At 63.5% G+C, this 22069-nt stretch carries 24 protein-coding genes; 14 read left to right on the top strand and 10 right to left on the bottom strand.

Going from position 1 to position 22069, the window contains the following annotated elements; translation table 11 throughout:
• Window positions 1-29: 29 nt before the first annotated feature.
• Entirely contained in the window at window positions 30-500 is a 471-nt protein-coding gene (gene nrdR / locus ACY48M_RS04840) for a transcriptional regulator NrdR (protein WP_462819096.1), read from the top strand.
• 40 nt (window positions 501-540) lie between these two features.
• Window positions 541-1602: a quinone-dependent dihydroorotate dehydrogenase gene (locus ACY48M_RS04835; protein WP_462819095.1), complete on the top strand. Its 1062-nt coding sequence runs from the start codon at window positions 541-543 to the stop codon at window positions 1600-1602.
• On the opposite strand, the gene ACY48M_RS04830 is transcribed toward ACY48M_RS04835, so the two are convergent.
• Complete coding sequence (locus ACY48M_RS04830; protein ID WP_462819094.1) at window positions 1577-2152, bottom strand: DUF3043 domain-containing protein; 576 nt, start codon at window positions 2150-2152, stop codon at window positions 1577-1579. The two genes, ACY48M_RS04835 and ACY48M_RS04830, sit on opposite strands and share 26 nt — an antisense overlap.
• 39 nt (window positions 2153-2191) lie before the next feature.
• Here ACY48M_RS04830 and ACY48M_RS04825 point away from each other — a divergent pair, with 39 nt between their 5' ends.
• The 6 genes from ACY48M_RS04825 (at window position 2192) to ACY48M_RS04800 (ending at window position 7805) form a co-directional block, all read left to right on the top strand.
• Window positions 2192-3607: a M20/M25/M40 family metallo-hydrolase gene (locus ACY48M_RS04825; protein ID WP_462819093.1), complete on the top strand. Its 1416-nt coding sequence runs from the start codon at window positions 2192-2194 to the stop codon at window positions 3605-3607.
• A gap of 89 nt (window positions 3608-3696) precedes the next feature.
• A complete protein-coding gene (gene erpA, locus ACY48M_RS04820; protein ID WP_462819092.1) occupies window positions 3697-4092 on the top strand; it encodes an iron-sulfur cluster insertion protein ErpA in 396 nt (131 codons plus the stop codon).
• 164 nt (window positions 4093-4256) lie between these two features.
• Window positions 4257-5135 (top strand): aa3-type cytochrome oxidase subunit II, encoded by an 879-nt coding sequence (ctaC, locus tag ACY48M_RS04815; protein ID WP_462819091.1) that lies wholly within the window; start codon window positions 4257-4259, stop codon window positions 5133-5135.
• 9 nt (window positions 5136-5144) lie between these two features.
• Window positions 5145-6899, top strand: a complete 1755-nt coding sequence (gene ctaD, locus ACY48M_RS04810) for an aa3-type cytochrome oxidase subunit I (protein ID WP_462819090.1) — start codon at window positions 5145-5147, stop codon at window positions 6897-6899.
• Window positions 6900-6904: 5 nt separating this feature from the next.
• Window positions 6905-7372 carry a cytochrome c oxidase subunit 4 gene (locus ACY48M_RS04805; RefSeq protein WP_462819089.1) on the top strand — a complete coding sequence of 156 codons (468 nt, stop codon included), beginning with the start codon at window positions 6905-6907 and terminating at the stop codon, window positions 7370-7372.
• Window positions 7341-7805 carry a GNAT family N-acetyltransferase gene (locus ACY48M_RS04800; RefSeq protein WP_462819088.1) on the top strand — a complete coding sequence of 155 codons (465 nt, stop codon included), beginning with the start codon at window positions 7341-7343 and terminating at the stop codon, window positions 7803-7805. Before ACY48M_RS04805 ends, ACY48M_RS04800 begins: the two co-directional genes overlap by 32 nt.
• 191 nt (window positions 7806-7996) lie before the next feature.
• Here the strand turns inward: ACY48M_RS04800 and qcrB are convergent, their stop codons facing one another.
• The 4 genes from qcrB to ctaE form a co-directional block, all read right to left on the bottom strand.
• The gene (gene qcrB, locus ACY48M_RS04795) at window positions 7997-9628 is read right to left on the bottom strand and encodes a cytochrome bc1 complex cytochrome b subunit (RefSeq protein ID WP_462819087.1); all 1632 of its coding nucleotides are present in this window, start codon (window positions 9626-9628) and stop codon (window positions 7997-7999) included.
• Window positions 9625-10695 (bottom strand): cytochrome bc1 complex Rieske iron-sulfur subunit, encoded by a 1071-nt coding sequence (qcrA, locus tag ACY48M_RS04790; protein ID WP_462819086.1) that lies wholly within the window; start codon window positions 10693-10695, stop codon window positions 9625-9627. Before qcrA ends, qcrB begins: the two co-directional genes overlap by 4 nt.
• Window positions 10696-10755: 60 nt before the next feature.
• The gene (qcrC, locus tag ACY48M_RS04785) at window positions 10756-11574 is read right to left on the bottom strand and encodes a cytochrome bc1 complex diheme cytochrome c subunit (RefSeq protein WP_462819085.1); all 819 of its coding nucleotides are present in this window, start codon (window positions 11572-11574) and stop codon (window positions 10756-10758) included.
• Window positions 11575-11653: 79 nt separating this feature from the next.
• Window positions 11654-12328: an aa3-type cytochrome oxidase subunit III gene (ctaE, locus tag ACY48M_RS04780; RefSeq protein ID WP_462819084.1), complete on the bottom strand. Its 675-nt coding sequence runs from the start codon at window positions 12326-12328 to the stop codon at window positions 11654-11656.
• A gap of 39 nt (window positions 12329-12367) precedes the next feature.
• Here ctaE and trpD point away from each other — a divergent pair, with 39 nt between their 5' ends.
• Window positions 12368-13420, top strand: a complete 1053-nt coding sequence (trpD, locus tag ACY48M_RS04775; protein ID WP_462819083.1) for an anthranilate phosphoribosyltransferase — start codon at window positions 12368-12370, stop codon at window positions 13418-13420.
• A 41-nt stretch (window positions 13421-13461) separates the two neighbouring features.
• On the top strand, window positions 13462-13755 hold the full coding sequence (locus ACY48M_RS04770) for a hypothetical protein (RefSeq protein WP_462819082.1): 294 nt from the start codon (window positions 13462-13464) through the stop codon (window positions 13753-13755).
• An 18-nt stretch (window positions 13756-13773) separates the two neighbouring features.
• On the opposite strand, the gene ACY48M_RS04765 is transcribed toward ACY48M_RS04770, so the two are convergent.
• The 5 genes from ACY48M_RS04765 to ACY48M_RS04745 form a co-directional block, all read right to left on the bottom strand.
• Window positions 13774-15039 carry an APC family permease gene (locus tag ACY48M_RS04765; protein WP_462819081.1) on the bottom strand — a complete coding sequence of 422 codons (1266 nt, stop codon included), beginning with the start codon at window positions 15037-15039 and terminating at the stop codon, window positions 13774-13776.
• Window positions 15040-15135: 96 nt separating this feature from the next.
• On the bottom strand, window positions 15136-17502 hold the full coding sequence (locus tag ACY48M_RS04760) for an ATP-binding cassette domain-containing protein (RefSeq protein WP_462819080.1): 2367 nt from the start codon (window positions 17500-17502) through the stop codon (window positions 15136-15138).
• Window positions 17503-17520: 18 nt separating this feature from the next.
• Window positions 17521-17931 (bottom strand): VOC family protein, encoded by a 411-nt coding sequence (locus tag ACY48M_RS04755; RefSeq protein WP_462819079.1) that lies wholly within the window; start codon window positions 17929-17931, stop codon window positions 17521-17523.
• Between the two features lie 5 nt (window positions 17932-17936).
• Window positions 17937-18389: a helix-turn-helix transcriptional regulator gene (locus ACY48M_RS04750; RefSeq protein WP_462819078.1), complete on the bottom strand. Its 453-nt coding sequence runs from the start codon at window positions 18387-18389 to the stop codon at window positions 17937-17939.
• Between the two features lie 44 nt (window positions 18390-18433).
• Entirely contained in the window at window positions 18434-19195 is a 762-nt protein-coding gene (locus ACY48M_RS04745; RefSeq protein WP_462819077.1) for an SDR family oxidoreductase, read from the bottom strand.
• A gap of 163 nt (window positions 19196-19358) precedes the next feature.
• Between ACY48M_RS04745 and ACY48M_RS04740 the strand changes: the two genes are divergently transcribed.
• From ACY48M_RS04740 to ACY48M_RS04725, 4 genes are all read left to right on the top strand, one after another.
• On the top strand, window positions 19359-19847 hold the full coding sequence (locus ACY48M_RS04740) for an NfeD family protein (RefSeq protein ID WP_462819076.1): 489 nt from the start codon (window positions 19359-19361) through the stop codon (window positions 19845-19847).
• Window positions 19840-20781 (top strand): SPFH domain-containing protein, encoded by a 942-nt coding sequence (locus ACY48M_RS04735; protein ID WP_462819075.1) that lies wholly within the window; start codon window positions 19840-19842, stop codon window positions 20779-20781. The genes ACY48M_RS04740 and ACY48M_RS04735 overlap by 8 nt, the downstream gene beginning before the upstream one ends.
• On the top strand, window positions 20774-21535 hold the full coding sequence (locus tag ACY48M_RS04730) for a glycerophosphodiester phosphodiesterase family protein (RefSeq protein WP_462819074.1): 762 nt from the start codon (window positions 20774-20776) through the stop codon (window positions 21533-21535). The genes ACY48M_RS04735 and ACY48M_RS04730 overlap by 8 nt, the downstream gene beginning before the upstream one ends.
• Before the next feature lie 111 nt (window positions 21536-21646).
• Window positions 21647-22012 carry an RNA polymerase-binding protein RbpA gene (locus ACY48M_RS04725; RefSeq protein WP_462819073.1) on the top strand — a complete coding sequence of 122 codons (366 nt, stop codon included), beginning with the start codon at window positions 21647-21649 and terminating at the stop codon, window positions 22010-22012.
• Window positions 22013-22069 lie beyond the last annotated feature (57 nt).

The raw sequence follows: 22069 nt of genomic DNA, 5'->3' as shown, positions 1-22069 counted from the left end.
GGCGTCGGCTGGCCTATCCTTGGGGCACTATGTTCTGCCCCTTCTGTCGTCATCCAGACTCCCGTGTCATCGACTCCCGCACGAGTGATGACGGGCTCTCGATCCGTCGTCGTCGTCAATGCCCTGAATGCGGCCGTCGCTTCAGCACGACCGAAACCGCGAGCCTGAGTGTTGTGAAACGAAACGGTGTCCTAGAGCCTTTTAGTCGCGAGAAGGTTGTCGCGGGGGTGCGCAAGGCCTGCCAGGGCAGGCCTGTCACCGATACTGATCTTGCGTTGCTCGCCCAACGGGTCGAGGAGTCGATCCGGGCCACTGGTGCATCCCAGATCGAGGCGAACGACATCGGTCTCGCGATTCTCGCGCCACTCCGTGAACTCGACGAGGTGGCATTTCTCCGGTTCGCGAGCGTTTATCAGGCCTTCGAGTCACTCGACGATTTCGAATCCGCCATCACACAGCTTCGGAGCGAGCACGACCCCAACGCCGACACCGCCTCCTGACGACACCTGCGTGTCGCGCTGGCGCTAGGGTTGCCATGGCATGTATCGCGTACTCTTCTCAACTCTCCTGACCCGAATCGACCCTGAGCGGGCACACGGTCTCGCATTCCGTGTGATCCGGATGCTCCCGTACATCGGCCTCGGCGCGATCGCCCGGGCTTGGTCAAAGCCTTCATCGACGCTCGCGGTCGAGACTCTCGGGCTTCGCTTCGCTTCGCCGTTTGGGCTCGCCGCAGGGTTCGACAAAGAGGCCCTCGCAATCCGAGCCCTTGGACAGCTCGGGTTCGGTCATGTCGAAGTCGGCACGCTCACCGCGCGGGCACAGCCGGGCAATGAGAAGCCCAGGATGTTCCGGCTCGTCGCAGATCGGGCCCTCATCAACCGCATGGGGTTCAACAACCACGGAGCAGCCGAGGCCGCGCCACGACTTGCTGCCGAGCGTCGTCGCCGTCGGCGACCTGTCATCGGTGTCAACATCGGCAAGAGCCGCATCGTTGACGTGGATGCCGCGGTCGATGACTATCTCGAAAGCACGCGTCTTCTCGCTCCGGCGAGCGACTATCTTGTTGTGAATGTGAGTTCGCCGAACACCCCAGGGCTGCGCGGGCTGCAGGAGCTCGATCGGCTTGCTCCACTGCTCAGCGCGGTGCGGGATGCGGCATCCGGCACCCCTGTGCTCGTGAAGATTGCGCCTGATCTCTCAGACGAAGAGGTCGACAGGATTGCGGAGCTCGCTGTATCGCTTGAGCTCGCTGGTGTGATCGCAACGAACACGACCATCGCGAGAGACGGGCTCGCTGCGAGTGCCGCCGAACTCGACCGGATCGGCGCCGGTGGCCTCTCCGGCGCGCCGCTCAAGCAGCGTTCGCTCGAGGTGCTGCGTCGGCTGCGAGCCGCGCTTCCCGCATCGATGTGCCTGATCTCAGTCGGCGGGGTCGAAAACGCGAACGACGTTGCTGAGCGGCTTCGCGCGGGGGCGACGCTCGTTCAGGGGTACACGGCGTTTGTCTACGAGGGTCCGCTCTGGGCGGGACGCATCAACCGCGAGCTGGCGAAGCTCGCGCACGAGGGATGCCTCAGGCCGGATACTGCCCGCGCTTGACCTGCGGCTTCGGAAGGCGCATCGGACGCATCTGCAGTGCCCGCATCGCGGTGTACCAGCGAGTGCCGCTCTGCACCTGCTCTTTGCCTCCATGCTTCGCCGCTAGGCGCCGCGAAACCAAGAGACCGGCGATGATGCAGTCGAGGACCGCGAGAATGAAGAAGCCCCAGAGGACAAGCACGCTAAAGATCGCGACCATGTCGTCTTGCACGAAGGTCATCACGATAACGAGCAGCATGATCGGGATCATCAGCTCGCCCATGCTGAAGCGGGCATCGACGTAGTCGCGCACATACCGGCGCTGGGCCCCCTTGTCTCGGGCAGGCAGGTACTTCTCGTCGCCATTCGCCATGCCGATGCGAGCGCGCTCTCTAGCTTCGTTGTACTTGGCCTTCGACTCGCGGTTGGCGCTCTTGCGGTCGTTCGACACGAGAGGCCGCAGATTCGCTGCCTCACGCTCCTTGCGGGTCGGCGTTGGTCGTCCCTTGCCCTGAGCGAGGTCGGCATCGACCATGGGCTCAGGTTGAGGGTCGTGTGCGGGCTTAGCCATTGGGGTTCCTTGCGTTGGGGACTGCTTAAGATTACCTCCATGACCTCCAACGCGAATCCGGATGCCGCAGCCATCGAATCTTCTGACGCACTGAGGGCCGCGGTGCAGTCGGGCTTCCCCGCCGCCGTTGCCGATCTCTCACGGCTCGTGCGCATCCCATCCGTGTCGTGGCCGGCCTTCGACGAGGTGCATGTTGATGAGAGCGCTCAGGCCGTGGCAGCGTTGCTCGAGGGTCTCGGAGTCTTCGACTCTGTCCAGGTTTCGACTGCTCAGGTCGCCGATGGGTCCAGGCTGGGCAAGCCTGCCGTGCTGGCAACGCGGGCGGCTTCGGATGGGCGCCCGACCGTGCTCCTCTATGCCCATCACGATGTGCAGCCTCCGGGAGGCGACGCCGAATGGCAGTCGCCCGCCTTCGAGCCAACCCTGCGCGGTGAACGTCTCTATGGCCGAGGATCGGCCGACGACAAGGCTGGCGTCATGGCTCACGTCGCGTCTATTAGGGCGTTCACCGAGACCTTCGGTGGCGACTTCGCACTCGGCCTCACCGTTTTCATCGAGGGGGAGGAAGAAGCTGGCTCGCCCTCATTCGGCAACTTCCTGCGTCAACACCGGGAGCAACTCGCCGCCGACGTCATCGTCGTCGCAGATTCCGACAACTGGGACACCGAGACACCCTCGCTCACGGTGTCGCTGCGAGGCAATGTGACCTTCGAGCTTGAGGTCCGCACGCTCGCCCACGCTTCACACTCCGGCATGTTCGGTGGGGCCGTGCCCGACGCGATGATGGCGCTCGTGCGGCTTCTCGCCTCGTTCCACGGCGACGATGGCGGCGTTGCCGTCGATGGACTCACAGAGGCATCACTCGAGACTCCGGCCGATGACCTCGCGAGACTGCGAGAGGAGGCCGGCCTGCTCGACGGTGTCACGCCCATCGGCCACGGCACGATATTGAGCAGGATTTGGGCGCAGCCGGCGATTACCGTCACCGGCATCGACGCCCCGAGTATTGCGAATGCTTCGAACACCCTGTCGCCCATGGTCCGGGCTCGCGTGAGCGTTCGCATCGCCCCGGGGCAGAGCCCCGATGACGCGCTCATTGCACTGCAGCGACACATCGAGGCACACACACCGTTTGGCGCCCACGTCACGATGAGCGCACCAGATCTCGGCAGTCCCTTCCTTGTCGACACCTCCGGGTGGGCGGTCGCCGAGGCGATGGAAGCGATGGAGGAGGCGTGGGGTGCGCGGGCTGTCCAGACTGGAGTCGGAGGGTCGATCCCGTTCATCGCGGATCTCGTGGAGGAGTTCCCGAACGCCCAAATCTTGGTCACCGGGGTGGAGGATCCTGACACGCGAGCCCACAGCCCCAACGAATCGCTGCACCTCGGGGTGTTCCGCAAAGCGATCCTCACCGAAGCATTGTTGCTCGCGCGTCTCAACGCGAGGAGTGAGTAGGCCGACGAAGGAATAGTTTTCGTGCCTCCGGTGCTTACACTTGAAGGGAGCGCCCCGTCAATGGGGCCCGAGAACGCAGAGGAGAGCGCATGACTGACACCACGGTGAGCGAGTCCGCACTCGAGACCCCGCAGCCCACGGCCGGTTCGACCGATCAGGCGCACGGCGTGCTGTTGACCGATACCGCCGCAGCGAAGGTGCGCTCGCTGTATGAGCAGGAAGGCCGCGATGACCTCCGGCTTCGCGTCGCTGTCCAACCTGGCGGCTGCTCAGGCCTCATCTACCAGCTCTATTTTGACGAGCGCCTGCTTGACGGCGATGCAACGGTCGACTTCGACGGTGTTGAGGTTGTTGTCGACAAGATGAGCGTGCCCTATCTCGACGGTGCCAGCATCGACTTCGAGGACACGATCCAGAAGCAGGGGTTCACGATCGACAACCCCAATGCTGGCGGAAGCTGCGCCTGCGGCGACTCGTTCCACTAGCTGCCCAAAGTCTCGGTTTCGAGAGGGGAAGTCGCGCTGCGGCTTCCCCTCTCGGCGTCTCGAAGGGTGTTTCCCGGTTCGATGACGCGTCCGGGGAGCGATAGGCTGGACCCTGTCAATAGACTGAGATTCTTCCCAGTCCCGTGTCATCCGAGAGGTCACAGGTGCGCTCTAACCGCCGTCTTCGATGGGCTGCCGTCCCCTTAGCAGCTTCACTTGTCGTCGTCCTTGCCGGATGCACGCAGGCTCAGCTTCGCGGCTTCCTGCCTGGCGAGCCGGGCGTCACCAATCACACTGACCGCATCACAGGACTCTGGACTACGTCGTGGATTGTCTTGCTGATCGTCGGCCTTGTCACGTGGGGACTCACCCTCTGGGTTGCCGTCGCCTATCGCCGCCGCAAGGGCCAGTCCGGACTTCCCGTGCAGCTGCGGTACAACATGCCGATTGAAATTCTCTACACAGTCGTGCCGCTCATTCTCGTCCTCGGGTTCTTCGCTTTCACAGCGCGTGACCAGGCGGCAATCGAAGAGCCGTTCGATGAGCCAGACGTGCAGATCGAGGTCTTCGCAAAGCGTTGGGCGTGGGACTTCAACTACCTCAACGAGGGCCCGAATGGCGAAGGCGTCTACTACCAGGGCATCCAGGCTCAGGAGACCGACGAAGAGCCGTACATCGACTATGACCAGCTCCCCGTACTCACACTGCCGGTTGGCGCTGAGGTCGAGATTGTCCTCGAGAGCCGCGATGTTATCCACTCGTTCTGGGTTGTCGACTTCTTGTACAAGAAAGACAACGTCCCGGGCAAGAGCAACTACATGTACTTCGTGCCGCAAGAAGAGGGCGAGTACATCGGCAAGTGCGCCGAGCTCTGCGGCGAATACCACTCGCTCATGCTTTTCAAGGTCAATGTGGTCTCGCAGGCCGAGTACGACGAGTACATCCAGAGCCTGGTCGATGCCGGCCAGACTGGCACCCGCGGACCTGAGTACAACACGAACACCAACTTGCCGGGCACCGAGGCGCCCGTTCGCGGAGAGTAAGGCGAGATCATGAGCACCACTACTGAGAGTCGTCCGGAGGCCACGCCAGCAGCTGGCGCCGTGACCCCCAGCCACACGATTTCGCCGAGCGCACGCCGCAAGGGCAACGTTCTCGTCAACTGGATCACCTCGACCGACCACAAGACGATCGGGTACATGTACCTGATCAGCTCGTTCGTGTACTTCTGCATCGCCGGCGTGATGGCGCTTGTCATCCGGGCGCAATTGTTCGCACCGGGCCTCGACCTGCTGCAGACCAAAGAGCAGTACAACCAGCTCTTCACGATGCACGGCACGATCATGCTGCTCATGTTCGCGACCCCGCTCTTTGCCGGCTTCGCCAACGTGCTCATGCCGCTTCAGATCGGTGCGCCGGATGTCGCGTTCCCTCGGCTCAACGCCTTCGCGTACTGGCTCTACAGCTTCGGTAGCCTTATGGCCGTCGCGGGCTTCCTCACCCCGCAGGGTGCAGCATCCTTCGGGTGGTTCGCGTACTCACCGCTCTCATCGACAACCTTTACGCCCGGTGTCGGTGGCAACCTTTGGGTGGTCGGTCTCGCGATCTCCGGATTCGGCACCATTCTCGGCGCCGTGAACTTCATTACGACCATCATCACGATGCGTGCTCCAGGCATGACGATGTGGCGCATGCCGATTTTCACCTGGAACACGCTCGTGACCTCGATTCTTGTGCTCTTGGCCTTCCCGGTGCTCGCCGCAGCATTGTTCGGTTTGGCGGCCGATCGAATCTTCGGGGCGCATATATACAACGTCGATGCTGGGGGAGCGATCCTCTGGCAACACCTCTTCTGGTTCTTTGGGCATCCGGAGGTGTACATCATCGCGCTGCCGTTCTTCGGCATCGTCTCGGAGGTCTTCCCGGTTTTCAGTCGAAAACCGATCTTCGGGTACAAGACTCTCGTCTACGCGACCATCGCGATCGCGGCCCTTTCGGTCACCGTCTGGGCGCATCACATGTACGTGACCGGATCGGTGCTGCTGCCGTTCTTCTCGCTCATGACAATGCTCATCGCGGTGCCGACGGGCGTGAAGATCTTCAACTGGATCGGCACCATGTGGCGGGGCTCGGTGACATTCGAAACCCCCATGCTGTGGGCGATCGGGTTCCTCGTCACCTTCACGTTCGGTGGGCTCACCGGTGTGATCCTTGCTTCGCCGCCGCTTGACTTCCACGTTTCTGACACGTACTTCGTGGTGGCGCACTTCCACTACGTGGTCTTTGGCACCGTCGTCTTCGCGATGTTCAGTGGCTTCTACTTCTGGTGGCCCAAGTGGACCGGCAAGATGCTTAACGAGCGTCTCGGCAAGATCCACTTCTGGCTGCTGTTCATTGGCTTCCACATGACATTCCTCATCCAGCACTGGCTCGGGGTTGTCGGAATGCCGCGTCGATATGCCGTGTATCAGCCAGAAGATGGTTACACCTGGATGAACCAACTTTCGACGGTCGGAGCCATGGTGCTCGCAGCATCCATGATCCCGTTCTTCCTCAACGTCTATATCACGGCCCGCAAGGCACCAAAGGTCACCGTGAATGACCCATGGGGTTACGGTCGCTCGCTCGAGTGGGCAACATCGTGCCCGCCGCCGCGACACAACTTCACGTCGATCCCGCGCATCCGCTCGGAGTCGCCGGCATTCGACCTCAATCACCCTGAGGCTGGAATCCCGGTTGGTATCGGTCCAGCGAAGGACGCGCCAGATGCCCCTGTCTACGACGCCGCTGACGAGAAGGTGAAGTAACCAGAGTGAAAACCAACGCCAACATCTTCTGGCTCCTCACTGTCTTCTTTGCGATCGTCGCGGTTATCTATGCCGCGTGGTCGTGGGCTGAGTCTCAGCAGCAGATCACCGACTATGCCCAGCGTGTTGGCCCGGGCGGCATCGCGGCGGGCCCGGAGTGGGTGGGAACTGTGGCTCTTGCGCTCAGCGCAGTGCTGTCGGCCTTCCTCGCGTTCTATATCGGCAAGTCTCACAAGTCTCAGGGCGGTGAACTGCCCGAGGATCGTCTCGACGCAAACATCGACGATGGTGACCCAGAGCTCGGGCATTTCAGCCCATGGAGCTGGTGGCCGATCATCCTCGCCGGCTCGGCCTCGCTGATTATGCTCGGTCTCGCCGTCGGGATCTGGATCACGTACATCGGTGCCGCGTTCACGCTCATCGCGATTGTCGGATGGGTCTATGAGTACTACCGCGGCAATTTCAGCCACTGAAATGATCGTGCGCAGGGCGTCGTCGGCAGATGCTGACGGCGTCTTCGCGCTCGTCACCCAGCTTCGCCAACGCTCCGACGTTGATCGAGCGGCGTTCGATGTCGCCTTCGAGGAATCTCTCGCTGATACTGACCGGTGTGTGCTGCTGATCGCAGAGATCGATGGTGCCGTCGCGGGGTATGTGCTCGTGACAATTGCGCGCTTGCTCTACACCCGTGATGACGCCGCGCAAGTTCAGGAACTCATTGTTGATGAGCGTCTGCGGGGTCATGGCATCGGGAGTCGCCTAGTCTCGGCAGTTGAGGACATCTGCCTTCACCGTGGCCTTGAGCAGCTCACGGTGGCAAGCAGCCGGTCGCCCGCATTCTACGACCGTCTCGACTATCGCTCTACGGCCGACTATCTCAAGAAGGTCTTTCGCGTCGACGGCTAATCGTTCTCGTAGCGCTCGCGCGGGCCAGTCGGCTTTGTTGAGTTCGCTGCGCGGTAGGCAAGTAGCTCTGCGCACTGCAACTGCTGCGCATTGCATTGCATTGCATTGCTGCGCACTGTGCACGCACGATGAGGGCCCCCTCGCTATTCTGCGAGGGGGCCCTCATTCGTTCAACAGGGTTGCTGCGGTGCCTAGTGGTGGCCGCCCTGCTCGAGTTCGCCCTTGGTGGCGGGAGAGATGCGGTCTTCGAAGAACCACCGTGAGAATGCTGCACGCAGACGCATCCCGGTTGTGATCTTGCCCTGCTCGTTTGGACGGAGCATGAGTGGCTGGTAGTCCTCGAAGCTCACCAGGCGCCAGCGCTCGTACTCGTCGAGGGGCTGGTGCACCTCGACGTACTCGCCGCCGGGCAGTCGCACGATGCGGCCAGATTCGTAGCCGTGAAGCGCAATCTCGCGGTCTTTCTTCTGCAGTGCGAGGCAGACGCGCTTTGTCACGATGAAGGCGATAAGCGGCCCGATGAAGAGCAGCGCCTGCATGGTGTGGATGACACCCTCAATGGTGAGCCTGAAGTGCGTCGCCATAAGGTCGGAGCTCGCGGCGGCCCACATGACGGCGTAGAACGTGACACCAGCCGCGCCAATGGCGGTGCGGGTGGGGGCGTTGCGCGGGCGCTCGGCGATGTGGTGCTCGCGCTTGTCTCCCGTAACCCAGGCCTCGATGAAGGGGTAGATCATGACGGCAACGATGAAGAGGCCGAGGATGACGACGGGAACAAGGATGTTGAACGAGAACGTCCAGCCCCAGAGCACGAACTCCCAGCCCGGCGGCACAAGACGCAGCGCACCGTCGGCGAACCCGATGTACCAGTCTGGTTGGGTACCGGCCGAGACAGGGGAGGGGTCGTATGGTCCGTAGTTCCACACCGGGTTGATCTGGAAGAACGATGCGATGAGCACGATGATGCCGAAGACGACGAAGAAGAACCCGCCGGCCTTCGCCGCGAACACCGGCATGACGGGGACACCGACGACGTTGTCGTTGGTGCGGCCGGGGCCAGCGAACTGCGTGTGCTTGTTGATGATCATCAGAAGCAAGTGGACTCCGAGCGCAGCGATGAGAATCGCCGGCAGCAGCATGATGTGCAGCACGAAGAGGCGCGGGATGACGACAAGACCGGGGAACTCGCCACCAAACAGCAGGTAAGAAATCCAGGTGCCGACGACGGGGAAGCCCTTGAGCATGCCGTCGATGATGCGGAGGCCGTTGCCCGAGAGCAGGTCGTCGGGGAGCGAGTAGCCGGTGAAGCCCTCGGCCATCGCGAGGATGAAGAGCACGAAGCCGATCACCCAGTTGATTTCACGCGGCTTACGGAACGCACCGGTGAAGAACACGCGCAGCATGTGCAGACCAATCGAGGCCACGAAGAGCAGCGCAGCCCAGTGATGCACCTGGCGCATGAGGAGGCCACCACGGATGTCGAACGAGATGTCGAGGGTCGATGCCATAGCGGCCGACATCTCGATTCCCTTGAGTGGCGCGTATGAACCTTCGTAGTACACGTGCGACATCGACGGGTCGAAGAAGAACGTGAGGAAGGTGCCGGAGAGCAGGATTACAACGAAGCTGTAGAGCGCGACCTCGCCGAGCATGAACGACCAGTGGTCTGGGAAGGTCTTGCGACCGAGCTCTTTGACCAGGCCGGAGATGCTCGTGCGCTCATCGACGTAGTTCGCGGCGGCATTCGTGAAACGCATGCCTTTGCCGATCGGCTTCTGGGCTGCCGCCGTGGTGGAGTCAGCGGGAGTGGTGGTGGTTGTCATGCGGAACGCTCCCAGAAGCTAGGACCAACGGGCTCATGGAAGTCGCTTTGGGCTACCAGGTAGCCTTCTGCGTCCACGGCAATAGGAAGCTGGGGGAGCGCACGCTTGGCCGGTCCGAAGATGACCTCACAGTGGTTCGACACGTCGAACTCCGACTGGTGGCACGGGCACAGCAGGTGGTGTGTGTGCTGCTCGTAGAGCGCCACGGGGCATCCGACGTGGGTGCAGATCTTGGAATAGGCAACGATGCCGTTGTAGGACCAGTCACTGCGTTCTGGGGTCTCGTTGAGGTCGGCAGGGTCGAGACGCATCAGGAGCACGGCGGCCTTGGCCTTCTCGTCGAGCGGATGCTCTGAATCTTCGAGGCCCTCGGGGATGACGTGGAAGACTGAGCCGAGCGTGACATCCGCCGCCCTGATGGGCGCGCCAGACGGGTCGAGCGCGAGGCGGGTGCCCTTCTCCCACAGCGTCTGCTTGAACAGTTCGACGGGGTCTGCGGCGGGTGCGAGGTCGCGGAACATCACGATCGCCGGCAACGGGAACACCGCGAGGGCGCCGATGAGGCTGTTGCGGATGAGCTTGCGCCGGGTGAAGCCCGATTCCTGGTTGCCGAGGGTGAACACGCGCACCGCGGCGGCGCGGGTGTCATCAGTGCCGCGCGTTGGGTGCCGCATCTCGACCTGCTCATGATTGCTCATGAGGTTTTTGGCCCAGTAGATCGCGCCGATTCCCAGCGGAATCAGAGCGAGTGTAATGCCGAGACCGAGGAACAGCGTATTGAGTCGTACTGACATCATGTCCCCGGGAACGATAGGGAAGACGATGTAGGCGACGATGGCGAAAATGCTGCCGATGATCGAAAGGATGAACAGCCCACCGACGCGGCGCGACGCCTGCCGCTCCTTCGCGGGGTCGAGGTCTGTGACGCGCGGGCTGTGCGGGGGGAGGCCGGGGTTCGCGAACGAATCCGAGGCGACGACGGCCGTGCCTGACGAGACGGCTGCCCCGTGGTTCTCGACAGCCGAGCCGGCAGCGGCGGATGACTCGCCGTTGTCCTGCTTTGCCATTCTCTTCCCTTCGATTGGCACGCTGTGTGGTGCGGTAGTGACTGAGTGGAGGTTCGGTGCCTAGTTGGCGCGTGCGGCGATCCACACCGTTACGCCGACGACCGCGCCGAGCCCGAAGATCCAGATGAAGAGCCCCTCGGAGACGGGCCCGAGGCTGCCGAGGCTGAAGCCTCCGACGTTCGGGTTCTCTTCGAAGTACTTGAGGTAGGCGACAATGTCGGCCTTGTCTTGTGCGCTCAGGTTGAGGTCATTGAACACGGGCATGTTCTGTGGACCTGTGACCATGGCCTCGTAAATGTGCTTGGCTTCGACACCCGACAGGCTCGGGGCATACTTGCCCTCGGTGAGCGCGCCACCGGCTCCAGCGACGTTGTGGCACATCGCGCAGTTGATGCGGAAGAGTTCTCCGCCGTTCGCGAGGTCTGCCTCACCCTCGAAGAGCGACTCGTCGGGGATCTCGGGGCCCGGTGCCAGCGAGGCGACGTACGCGGCGAGCGCCTCGATCTGCTCGTCTGTGAACTGCACCGGCTTTTGCTCAGCCTGCGGACCTTGCGCTGCCATGGGCATGCGACCGGTGCCGACCTGGAAGTCGACGGCTGCAGCCCCGACGCCGTGAAGGCTCACGCCCTCCGCGGTGCCCTCGGCGTTCATGCCGTGACAGCTCGCACAGTTCGCCTGGAAGAGCGCCTCGCCCTCATCGACGAGCTGCTGCTGCACGACGGCCGTGTCGGCGGTCTCAGCGGTCGCCGTCGAGGTGAAGAGCGCGTAGGCCCCACCAGTGGTGACGAGGCCCGCAAGGATGAGTGCGACACTCACGAGCGGGTGACGGCGTCCTGCTCGCTTGCGACGACGATCCTGTGTGGTCGAGTCAATTCCCATGGTGCTGTGGTCTTCCCATTCGTTGTGGTGCAGCGCTGCGGAGGTGGAGGCGACGCCGACCGGCGGCAACTCCGGATGCCTATTTGAGGACGTAAATGATCAGGAACAGCCCAATCCAGACGACGTCAACGAAGTGCCAGTAGTACGAGACCACGATCGCGCTTGTGGCCTCCTTGTGACCGAACCGTGTGACGGCGTAGGCACGACCGATGATGAGTAGGAAGGCAATAAGCCCACCGAGCACATGGAGTCCGTGGAACCCTGTCGTGATGTAGAAGGCTGAACCGTAGGCGTTTGAGCTGAGACCGATGTACTCGCTCACGAGCGTGGCGTATTCGAACACCTGGCCAATCACAAAGATGGCACCGAGCACGTAGGTGAGGAAGAACCACTCGATCATGCCCCACTTGCCAACCTGGAGCAGCGTGCCCGTGCGTCGCGGCTGCAGGCGTTCGGCCGCAAACACCCCGAACTGCGCCGTAAACGACGATGCGACAAGGATGATCGTGATCGCGAGCGCGTATGGCACGTTGTGGATCGCGGTCTCTGACGCCCAGAGTTCTGGCGACGTGCTGCGGAGCGTGAAGTAGATGGCGAAGAGGCCAGCGAAGAACATGACCTCGCTGCCGAGCCAGACGATCGTGCCAACGGCAACGACGTTGGGCCTGTTCACGGCAGGAGCTCCGGGGGCATGGGAGAGAGAGGCGCTGGTCACCTCTCCATTATGGCTGAAATTCCGAGCCGGGGTTGTCATGCGGGGGTGTGTGCGCGGGTTGCTGAGTAGGATTTTGGAATGTCGACATCGCTGACCTGGCCCGAGCTCCTCACTGTCTTGCTCGACGGGCGCGACCTCAGCATCAGCGAGGCGACATGGGCGATGCGCACCGTCATGGCGGGGGAGGCGAGCCCCGCGCAGCTCGCCGGCTTTCTCATCGCACTGCGCCAGAAGGGCGAGACGGTCGATGAGATCGTGGGCTTCCGCGACGCAATTCTTGAGAACGCGATGCCACTTGAGGTGGATCCGATGGTGCTCGACATTGTCGGCACCGGCGGCGATCGATACGGGACTGTGAACATCTCGACGATGGCGAGCATCGTGTGTGCGGCATCCGGTGCTCGCGTTCTGAAGCACGGCAACCGGGCGGTGAGTTCGAAATCCGGCGCCTCGGATGTGCTCACAGAACTCGGCATCAATCTGGATGCCTCTCCCGAGCGGGTCGCAGCGGTGCTCAAGGAGACCGGGATCGCGTTTGCGTTCGCGTCGCTGTTTCACCCAGGGTTCCGACACGCGGGGGAGGTGCGCCGTGATCTCGGTGTACCGACGGTGTTCAACTTCCTCGGCCCGTTGTGCAATCCGGCGCGGCCCGAAGCTTCAGCGGTGGGGGTCGCGAACCTCGATGTTGTTCCTTTGTTTGTGGGGGTGTTCCGCACGCGGGGGGCCGCTGCGCTCGTCTTCCGCGGCGATGACGGGCTCGACGAGCTCACGACGACAGGCCACAGTCACATCTGGGAGGTCGCGCGCGGCGACGTGCACGAGCACGATCTCGACCCGCGGGACCTCGGAATCAAGACAGCACAGATCTCGGATCTCCTCGGAGGGGATGGCGTGCGCAATGCGGCAATTGCACGAGCCATGCTCGCCGGCGAGCCTGGCCCCGTCCGTGACATTGTGCTCCTCAACGCTGCTGCCGGTCTTGTCGCCTGGGATCTCGCTCGCGATGCGACGCAAACCCAGGTGCCGATCCTCGACCGGTTCAGGGCAAAGCTCACGGTTGCCGCTAAGGCAGTCGATTCTGGCGTAGCGACCAAGAAGCTTGATGAATGGGTCGTCGCGACCCATTCGTGAGGAGGCTGGTGCGGCGGCGTTCGGAGGCGTAGCCTCACGGCATGGACCAGAACAACGGTTTCACCAGCAGCAATGGAGCTCGCAGGGAACGTCTGCTCGACTGGCTCGAGCACCATGAGGCCGGGCCGCTTGACGATCGGCCAGACGAGGCGCGAGCAGTGACGGATCGTCATTTCGCCGCGTGGACCTGCTCGGTGTGCGGTCACGCGCTGGGGGAGCACGTGGTCGACCACTCCGAGGAGCACACGGTGTTCGAGTGCCCCGTCAGCCACGCAGGCCAGTACGCCCAGCCGCCGCCCGGCCCGCTCAACGAGACCGGGCAGACAAAGACCTAGGGGCGTGACCACGGCCTGTCAGTCCGGTTCGTGGCGCGCCTCGAACCGGAGCCGGAGCATCCGGGAGACAACGCCGAAGGCCAGCACGATGACTCCCACCGCGATTGACTCCGGTGGGAGTGTGGCGACGAGCGTAAGACATCCGATCATCCCGATTGCCTGGAGCGGCTTCGGGAATCGGCGGTGTTCCCGATCCTGGGTGACAGCCGCGAGGTTGGCGATGAAGTAGTAGAGCAGCACGCCGAAGGACGAGAAGCCGATGGCGCCACGCAGGTCGACTGCGAGCACAAGGAAGCAGACAACCGCGGCGAGGGCGAACTCGGCACGGTGCGGCACCTGGTACTTCGGATGCACGCCAGCGAGCCACGACGGGAGATCTCGGTTGCGGGCCATCGCGAGCGTGGTGCGTCCGACGCCGGCGACCAGCGCGAGGAGGGCGCCAAGGCTCGCCGCCGCGGCACCGACGCCAACAAGGGGGATCGCCCAGTCGGCACCAGCCGCTGAAACGACATCCGCGAGCGGGGCGGAGGAGTGGGCGAGCCGCTCCGGGCCGAGCGTCAGCAGTGCCGTCACCGCGATGACGCTGTAGATCGCCACGACGATGACCAGCGCAATGACGATGGCGCGGGGGATCGTGCGCTCCGGATGCCGCACCTCTTCGCCCATCGTGGCGATGCGGGCGAACCCAGCGAACGCGAAGAAAAGGAGGCCAGCCGCCTGCAGGATGCCGTAGAGCGTGACACCCGTGAGGTCGAACAGCTGCAGTGTGTCGCTATGCGCCGGGGACGACAGCCCGATGATGGCGACGAGCGAAAGCACCGCGAGAACGACGATGACGATGATTCGAGCGAGGCCCGCGGTGCGGGTGACACCGAACGAATTGACGACCGCCAGCGCGATGACCGCGAGCCCCGCGACGGGCTTCTCCCAGCCGGTGGGTGCCGCATACGCCGCGAAGGTGAGTGCCATCGCCGCGCAGCTGGCGGTCTTGCCGACGACGAAACCCCAGCCGGCGATGAAGCCGGGCCAGTCGCCGAGCCGTTCGCGCCCGTAGACGTAGGTGCCGCCGGAGGTGGGGTATTCGGCGGCGAGCTGGGCGGAGGCGGTCGCGTTGCAGTACGCGACGACGGCGGCGATCGCGAGGCCGACGAGGAGTCCTGCACCGGCCGCGGCGGCCGCTGGCGCGAAGGCGGCGAAAATGCCGGCACCAATCATGGAGCCGAGCCCAATCGCGACCGCATCATTGGTGCTCAGCCGGCGGGCAAGAGGAGCGTGGTCGGTCACACTCAAGATTCTGGTCTGTGCGGGGTGGTCACGGCGGGCCGGGAGAGCGCTTCACTGTCGACTCTATTGACATAATGTGCATTATCAGCGCGTGGATCACTCTGCGCTCACGTACCTGGCCAGATGCGTTGCGGTCACCGTTGAGCCCTCGGAGATGAGTTCAGCCGGCGTGCCTTCGAAGACGATGGTTCCGCCGTCGTGGCCAGCGCCCGGGCCGATGTCGATAATCCAGTCGGCGTGTGCCATGACGGCCTGGTGATGTTCAATGACGATGACCGAGGTTCCGGAATCAACCAGTCGGTCGAGCAATCCGAGCAATTGTTCGACATCGGCGAGATGGAGACCGGTCGTCGGCTCGTCAAGGATGTACACGCCGCCGTTCTCCGCCATGCGAGTCGCGAGCTTGAGGCGCTGCCGTTCGCCGCCTGACAGCGTTGAGAGCGGCTGGCCGAGGCTGAGGTAGCCAAGCCCGACGTCAGCGAGCCGCCCGAGCACCGCATGTGCTGCCGGCGTCCTCGCCTCGCCCTCGCTGAAGAACTGCTCGGCCTCGGCGACCGTCATCGCGAGTACATCCGTGATGTTCTTGTCGCCCAACGTGTAATCGAGCACGGCCGCCTGGAATCGCTTGCCGTCGCACTCCTCACACACCGTGGACACGGTGTCCATGAATCCAAGCTCGGTAAAAATGAGCCCGGCTCCATTACACGTTGGGCATGCCCCTTCAGAGTTTGCGCTGAACAGTGCTGGCTTGACGCCATTTGCCTTTGCGAAGGCCTTGCGGATCGGCTCCAGCAGCCCCGTGTAGGTCGCTGGGTTTGACCGTCGGGATCCTTTGATGGGCGCCTGATCGACTACAACGACGCCCTCCCGCCCCGCGAGATCTCCGTGGATCAGCGAACTCTTGCCTGAGCCGGCGACGCCCGTGACCACCGTGAGCACGCCAAGCGGGACATCCACATCGACGTCCTTGAGATTGTGGGTGCTCGCCCCGCGAATCTCGAGGTGGCCCTTCGGTGTGCGCAACTCCTGCTTGAGCGAGGCGCGATAGTCGAGATGGTGACCCGTGAGTGTGCCGCTCTTGCGGAGGTCACTGAGAGTGCCCTCGAAGCAGATCGTGCCGCCGTTTGTGCCGGCGCCCGGGCCGAGATCGACCACGTGGTCCGCGATCGCGATCGTCTCGGGCTTGTGCTCGACCACGAGCACCGTATTGCCCTTATCACGCAGCTGGAGCAACAGATCGTTCATCTGCTGGATGTTGTGCGGGTGCAGCCCGATGGTGGGCTCGTCGAAGACATACGTGATGTCGGTGAGCGCCGAACCGAGGTGGCGGATGAGTTTCGTGCGTTGCGCCTCTCCCCCAGACAACGTGCCTGACGGGCGGTCGAGCGAGAGGTAGCCGAGACCGATCTCTACAAACTTGTCGAGCGTGTGCCGCAGCGTCTTGAGCAGCGGCGCGACGGAGGGCTCATCGAGTTCGGCGACCCACGCAGCGAGGTCGGTGATCTGCATCGCGCACGCGTCGGCGATGCTGATGCCTGCGATCTTCGAGGAGCGCGCCGGCTCAGAGAGCCTCGTCCCGTCGCAGTCGGGGCAGGTCATGAACGTCACCGCGCGCTCCACGAACGCGCGGATGTGAGGCTGCATCGCCTCCTTGTCTTTTGACAGCATCGACTTTTGGATCTTCGGCACGAGACCCTCATAGGTCATATTTGCGCCGCCGACCGGCACCTTCGTCGGCTCCTTGTAGAGGAAGTCGTCGCGCTCCTTCTTGGTGTACTGACTGATCGGCTTGTTCGCGTCGAGAAACCCGGACTCGCTGAAGAGCTTCACGTACCAACCGTCGGCGACATAGCCGGGAATCGTGATTGCACCCTCCGCGAGCGACTTCGACTCGTCGAAAAGCTGAGCGAGGTCGATATCGGTGACCCGCCCCATCCCCTCGCAGCGCGGGCACATGCCGCCGAGCTGCGTGAAGGTGGTCTTCACCGCCTTCTTGTGCTCTCCCCGCTCGACCGTCATGGCGCCGGATGCTGTCACCGATGGCACATTGAACGAGAACGCGTTGGGCGAGCCGATGTGGGGCTGCCCGAGTCTGCTGAACAGGATTCGCAGGAGCGCGTTCGCATCCGTCACGGTGCCGATGGTCGACCTCGGATTGGCCCCGAGCCGCTCCTGGTCGACGATGATCGCGGTGGTGAGCCCCTCGAGCATGTCGACCTCTGGTCGCGCGAGCCGCGGCATGAACCCCTGCACGAAGGCACTGTAGGTTTCGTTGATCATGCGCTGCGACTCGGCGGCGATCGTGCCGAAGACGAGCGAGCTCTTGCCGGAACCGGAGACCCCTGTGAACACCGTGAGGCGCCGCTTGGGAATCGTGAGGCTCACGTCTTTGAGGTTGTTCTCCCTCGCACCCTGAACTCGGATGACCTCATGGGTGTCGGCGACATGATCGGCACTTGTCATTCAGTTATCCCGGCGCTTTCAGTTGGTTTCGTTGATGCGAATCAGGTTGCCCGCCGGATCGCGGAAGGCGCAGTCTCGCACCCCGTAGTCCTGCGCAATGGGCTCTTGCAGCACATCGGCGCCGCTCGCCTGGAGCTTCTCGAACAGGCCGTCGAGATCATCCGTCGCCAGCGTGACGGCGGCAAAGCTGCCCTTCGCGATGAGCTCCAGGATGGTGCGGCGCTCGTCGTCGGTGATGCCAGGGTCAACTGCCGGGGGTGTCAGCACAATCGACGTGCCCGGCTGGTTCGGCGGGCCGACCGTGATCCAGCGCATGTCCTCGTAGCCAACGTCGTTGCGCACCTCGAAGCCGAGGGTGTCGCGGTAGAAGGCGAGCGCGGCATCCGCTCCCGTGTGCGGAAGGAAGGTGTAGTGAATTGTGATGTCCATGGGGCTCAATCTACGACCGTCGCCGCAGCCGATGCTTCTCGATTCCTGATCGGTCGCGTGAACTGTCGCACATAGCAGGAGGGGATCCCGGCGGTGGCTCCCCCGGCCTGCCGGCGATACATACTCGGGGGCACGCCGACGAGTTCGGTGAAGCGGGTGCTGAACGTGCCGAGCGACGAGCATCCGACCGCGAAGCACACCTCGGTCACACTGAGTTCGCCGCGTCGGAGCAGCGACATGGCCCGTTCGATGCGCCGCGTCATGAGATACGAGTACGGCGATTCGCCATAGGTCGCTTTGAACTGCCGACTGAGATGCCCGGCGGACATGTTGGCTACACGAGCGAGGGCATCGACGTTGAGCGCGTGCGCATAGTCACGGTCGATGTGATCACGCACGCGGCGAAGACGGATGAGATCGCGCAGCCGTTCCTCATCGACGACGGGCGCGGTATTCACAGCACCGATGGTGCCATGTCTGCGCCGCGCCTGCCAGCGCGAATTCAGCCGGTGAAATCCGCGACGTCGCCCACATAACGGGTGTTGTTTGCCGGCACCGGTTCGACCGCGGCAGCGGCAACCTCGGCGGCAAACTCATTGACGTTGTAGAGCTTGCCGGCCGCTTCTTTGCGGGCGCTGATGGCGCCGGGGTTGGCGCGTTCGAGCAGCGTTGCCGTGATGGTGCCCTCGATCATGTCGCCGGAGACGACGACGAATCCGATTCCGCGCTGCTCGAGTGTGGGGATCATCGCGCGGAGGGCATCTTCACCCGCGCGCTTGCTCAACGCGACCGGCTCGTACTCCGGCATGGTCGGCACCGTGTGGATGAAATGCGCCTGGTGGCTGGTCACGAAGACCACTCTGGCGCCGTCAGCGAGCACGCTGAGCGCAGATTCGAGCAGCTTCACCTGGGCGTCACGATTGAGCTGCATCGCGTAGTCATCCGCCATGCCGGCCTCCATGCCGCCAGAAGCGTTCATGACGAGGATGTCGAGGCCGCCGAACTCATCGCTGATGCGCGCGAACAGGCTGTCGACCGACGCTGGGTCGGTGAGGTCAGCACCGACCGCGATCGCCTCTCCCCCGGCCGCCTCGATCTTGGCGACGAGTTGCAGGGCGCGCTTCTCCTTGTTTCTGAAGTTGACGACGACACGGGCGCCCGCATCGGCGAGCATCGCTACGGTGTCGGCGCCGATGCCGCGAGATGATCCGGTCACGAGGGCACGCTTGCCTGCGAGTGATCCGGCGGCGAGAGGGTTGGTCACTGATGAACTCCTGGGGTCGTGTGGCGGCGAGCGCGCGCCGAGACGACCATATCAAGGGCAGCATTCTGGGCGGGTCGAGCGACCTGCCACCATTGATTCCGGCGGCTGTCGCGGGCGGATGGTAGCTTCGGGAGACAACCCGATCTTGAGGAGCCGATCGTCTATGGATTCGCCGATCATCGACCTGACGCAGTACCTCTGGATAGCGTGGGTTGTCGTCATCCTCATCGCCGTGATCATCGAGCTCGTCACCCTCGAGTTCACCTTCCTCATGATTGCGGCGGGCAGTGTCGGCGGGCTCGGTGCGAATCTTCTCGGCGCACCGTGGTGGCTGCAGATTGTGGTGGCCGCGGTCCTTTCGGTCTTGCTCATCCTGCTCATCAGGCCCGTGCTGCTGCGCAGGCTTCGCCGGGGAGAAGACACCACGCCGAGCAATATCGACGCCCTGCTTGGCCTGAGCGGTCGCGTGGTGATCGCCCTCGACGATGATCCGGGCCAGGTCAAACTTGCCAACGGTGAAACCTGGACCTCGAGGCTCTCCCCCCTCACAGCGCATCGCCGCGTCGCCGAGGGCGAGAGCGTCGTCGTCACCGCCATCGAAGGGTCGACGGCCATCGTCGTCCCAGTAGAAAGGAACACCCCCAATGGATAACGTGTCCGACTTCATCGGCCAGATCTTCATCGCCGCACTGCTCATAGTGCTGGCGGTGTTTGTCGTCGTCGTGCTGTTCCGGGCGATTCGCATCGTTCCCCAGGCGACCGCCGGCGTCGTCGAGCGGCTCGGTCGGTATCACAAGACCCTTCAGCCGGGCCTCAACATCCTTGTCCCCTTCATCGATCGCATGCGGCCGCTGCTCGACATGCGCGAGCAGGTCGTCTCGTTTCCCCCGCAGCCGGTCATCACCGAAGACAACCTCGTCGTGTCGATCGACACCGTCGTGTACTTCCAGGTGACGGATGCGCGTGCCGCAACCTACGAGATCGCGAACTACCTCGGCGCAGTCGAGCAGCTCACGACGACCACGCTCCGCAACGTCGTCGGAGGCCTCAACCTCGAGGAGGCGCTCACGAGCCGCGACAACATCAACGGGCAGTTGCGCATTGTGCTCGATGAGGCGACCGGCAAGTGGGGCATCCGAGTGGGCCGCGTCGAGCTCAAAGCGATCGACCCGCCCCTGTCGATTCAGGACTCCATGGAGAAGCAGATGCGCGCCGAGCGTGACAAGCGCGCCCAGATCCTCACCGCGGAGGGCACAAAGCAGGCAGCGATCTTGCAGGCCGAGGGTTCGCGCCAAGCCGCCATCCTTGAGGCAGAGGGTCAGGCAAAGGCGGCTGTGCTGCGCGCGCAGGGTGAGGCCGAGGCCATCACGACGGTGTTCGGGGCGATCCACGACGGCAAGCCGGATGCGCCCCTCCTCGCATACCAATACCTCCAGACCCTTCCCAAGATCGCCGAGGGCGAGGCGAGCAAACTCTGGATTATCCCGTCAGAGCTCACCGAATCGCTCAAGGGCATCGCGGCCGGCTTCGGCGGCGGCGCGGCGTCCGGTGCGGGAGGGTCGTCAGCGGGCCGCTCGGGTGTCTAGAGCACGCGCCGGCTTCTTCTCCCCCGCTTCCCCACGCATCATCGCCCATCGGGGGCTTGCACGTGACGCCCCCGAGAACACGCTCCTCGCGTTTCTCACAGCGCTGAGTGCTGGGGCGACCCACCTCGAGACCGATGTGCACGCATCCGCCGATGGCGTTGCTGTCATCAGTCACGACGCCGACCTCGCTCGCATCGCCGGCCGCGACATCCGGGTCGAACAGTTGACCATGGCTGAGCTCCGACGCATCGACCTTGGTGCCGGTCAGGGGTTCTGCAGTCTGGCCGAGGCGCTCGATGCGTTTCCGGAAGCGAACTTCAACATCGACATCAAGGCGGCGGGGGCGGTGGATGCGGCGGCGGCCGCCATTCGCGACGCAAACGCCATCGAGCGGGTGCTCATTGCGTCGTTCGATGAGCGGCGACGCTCCGCCACGGTGGGGCAGCTCGACGGTGTCGCCACATCAGCGTCATCCACAACCATGGCCCGCGCCTTCTTCGCCCTCCGGGTCGGATCTCAGCGCCTCCTCGGCCAGGCCCTCTCGCTGGTCGACGCCGTCCAGGTGCCAGAACGCTATGGCGCTATTCGCCTGGTGACACCGCGCAACGTAGCGATGCTCCGCGCCGCAGGCGTGGAGGTCCACGTGTGGACGATCAATGACCCTGATGACATGGAACGCCTCGTCGCGATGGGGGTCGATGGCATCGTCACCGACCGCGCCGACCTCGCGGCGAAGCGGCTTAAGGCGCGGTGAGACGCGAACTATTGTGTATTTGCCTGTGAACCCGCTGAACCGGAGCGCGTAAGGAATGAATCTCCCAGCTTGACGGTTGATACTTTGAGCAACGCGAGGAGGGACCACACAATGGCGGATCGCAGTTTGCGCGGCATGAGGCTCGGATCCCAGAGCCTCCAGAGTGAAGAGGGCGTTACGTTCTCTCCGCGCACGAAGAGTACATATCGTTCGGCAGACGGATCGACCTTTGAGGTCATCTTTTCGGCCGACGCAGAGATTCCCACGCTGTGGGAATCGCCCAAGACCGGCGTCGAAGGACGCCTGGTCGCAGCCGACGGCGAGTTGGTCGAGCACCAGCAGGCCGATGAGAAGGTCGCACGCACGCACTGGGACATGCTCCTTGAGCGTCGTTCACGCGCCGAGCTCGAAGAGCTCCTTCAGGAGCGACTCGACTTTCTCCGCGCTCGCAAAGGTGAGCACAAGATCGGCGCATAGCCGTCAGAGACCGTAACGAAGGGCCCGCGATGCGTCGCGGGCCCTTCCGTTTGCAAC

The organism is Homoserinimonas flava, assembly GCF_054969005.1.
The sequence above is the reverse complement of the archived record's forward strand: the minus strand, read 5'-3'. Positions and strand labels throughout refer to the sequence as shown.

What these genes read in the sequence shown, in the direction of transcription:
- nrdR (WP_462819096.1), top strand. Translation starts at nt 30, where the DNA reads ATGTTCTGCCCCTTCTGTCGTCATCCAGACTCCCGTGTCATCGACTCC.
- ACY48M_RS04835 (WP_462819095.1), top strand. Translation starts at nt 541, where the DNA reads ATGTATCGCGTACTCTTCTCAACTCTCCTGACCCGAATCGACCCTGAG.
- ACY48M_RS04830 (WP_462819094.1), bottom strand. Translation starts at nt 2,152, where the DNA reads ATGGCTAAGCCCGCACACGACCCTCAACCTGAGCCCATGGTCGATGCC.
- ACY48M_RS04825 (WP_462819093.1), top strand. Translation starts at nt 2,192, where the DNA reads ATGACCTCCAACGCGAATCCGGATGCCGCAGCCATCGAATCTTCTGAC.
- erpA (WP_462819092.1), top strand. Translation starts at nt 3,697, where the DNA reads ATGACTGACACCACGGTGAGCGAGTCCGCACTCGAGACCCCGCAGCCC.
- ctaD (WP_462819090.1), top strand. Translation starts at nt 5,145, where the DNA reads ATGAGCACCACTACTGAGAGTCGTCCGGAGGCCACGCCAGCAGCTGGC.
- ACY48M_RS04800 (WP_462819088.1), top strand. Translation starts at nt 7,341, where the DNA reads ATGAGTACTACCGCGGCAATTTCAGCCACTGAAATGATCGTGCGCAGG.
- qcrB (WP_462819087.1), bottom strand. Translation starts at nt 9,628, where the DNA reads ATGACAACCACCACCACTCCCGCTGACTCCACCACGGCGGCAGCCCAG.
- qcrA (WP_462819086.1), bottom strand. Translation starts at nt 10,695, where the DNA reads ATGGCAAAGCAGGACAACGGCGAGTCATCCGCCGCTGCCGGCTCGGCT.
- qcrC (WP_462819085.1), bottom strand. Translation starts at nt 11,574, where the DNA reads ATGGGAATTGACTCGACCACACAGGATCGTCGTCGCAAGCGAGCAGGA.
- ctaE (WP_462819084.1), bottom strand. Translation starts at nt 12,328, where the DNA reads ATGACAACCCCGGCTCGGAATTTCAGCCATAATGGAGAGGTGACCAGC.
- trpD (WP_462819083.1), top strand. Translation starts at nt 12,368, where the DNA reads ATGTCGACATCGCTGACCTGGCCCGAGCTCCTCACTGTCTTGCTCGAC.
- ACY48M_RS04770 (WP_462819082.1), top strand. Translation starts at nt 13,462, where the DNA reads ATGGACCAGAACAACGGTTTCACCAGCAGCAATGGAGCTCGCAGGGAA.
- ACY48M_RS04760 (WP_462819080.1), bottom strand. Translation starts at nt 17,502, where the DNA reads ATGACAAGTGCCGATCATGTCGCCGACACCCATGAGGTCATCCGAGTT.
- ACY48M_RS04755 (WP_462819079.1), bottom strand. Translation starts at nt 17,931, where the DNA reads ATGGACATCACAATTCACTACACCTTCCTTCCGCACACGGGAGCGGAT.
- ACY48M_RS04740 (WP_462819076.1), top strand. Translation starts at nt 19,359, where the DNA reads ATGGATTCGCCGATCATCGACCTGACGCAGTACCTCTGGATAGCGTGG.
- ACY48M_RS04735 (WP_462819075.1), top strand. Translation starts at nt 19,840, where the DNA reads ATGGATAACGTGTCCGACTTCATCGGCCAGATCTTCATCGCCGCACTG.
- ACY48M_RS04725 (WP_462819073.1), top strand. Translation starts at nt 21,647, where the DNA reads ATGGCGGATCGCAGTTTGCGCGGCATGAGGCTCGGATCCCAGAGCCTC.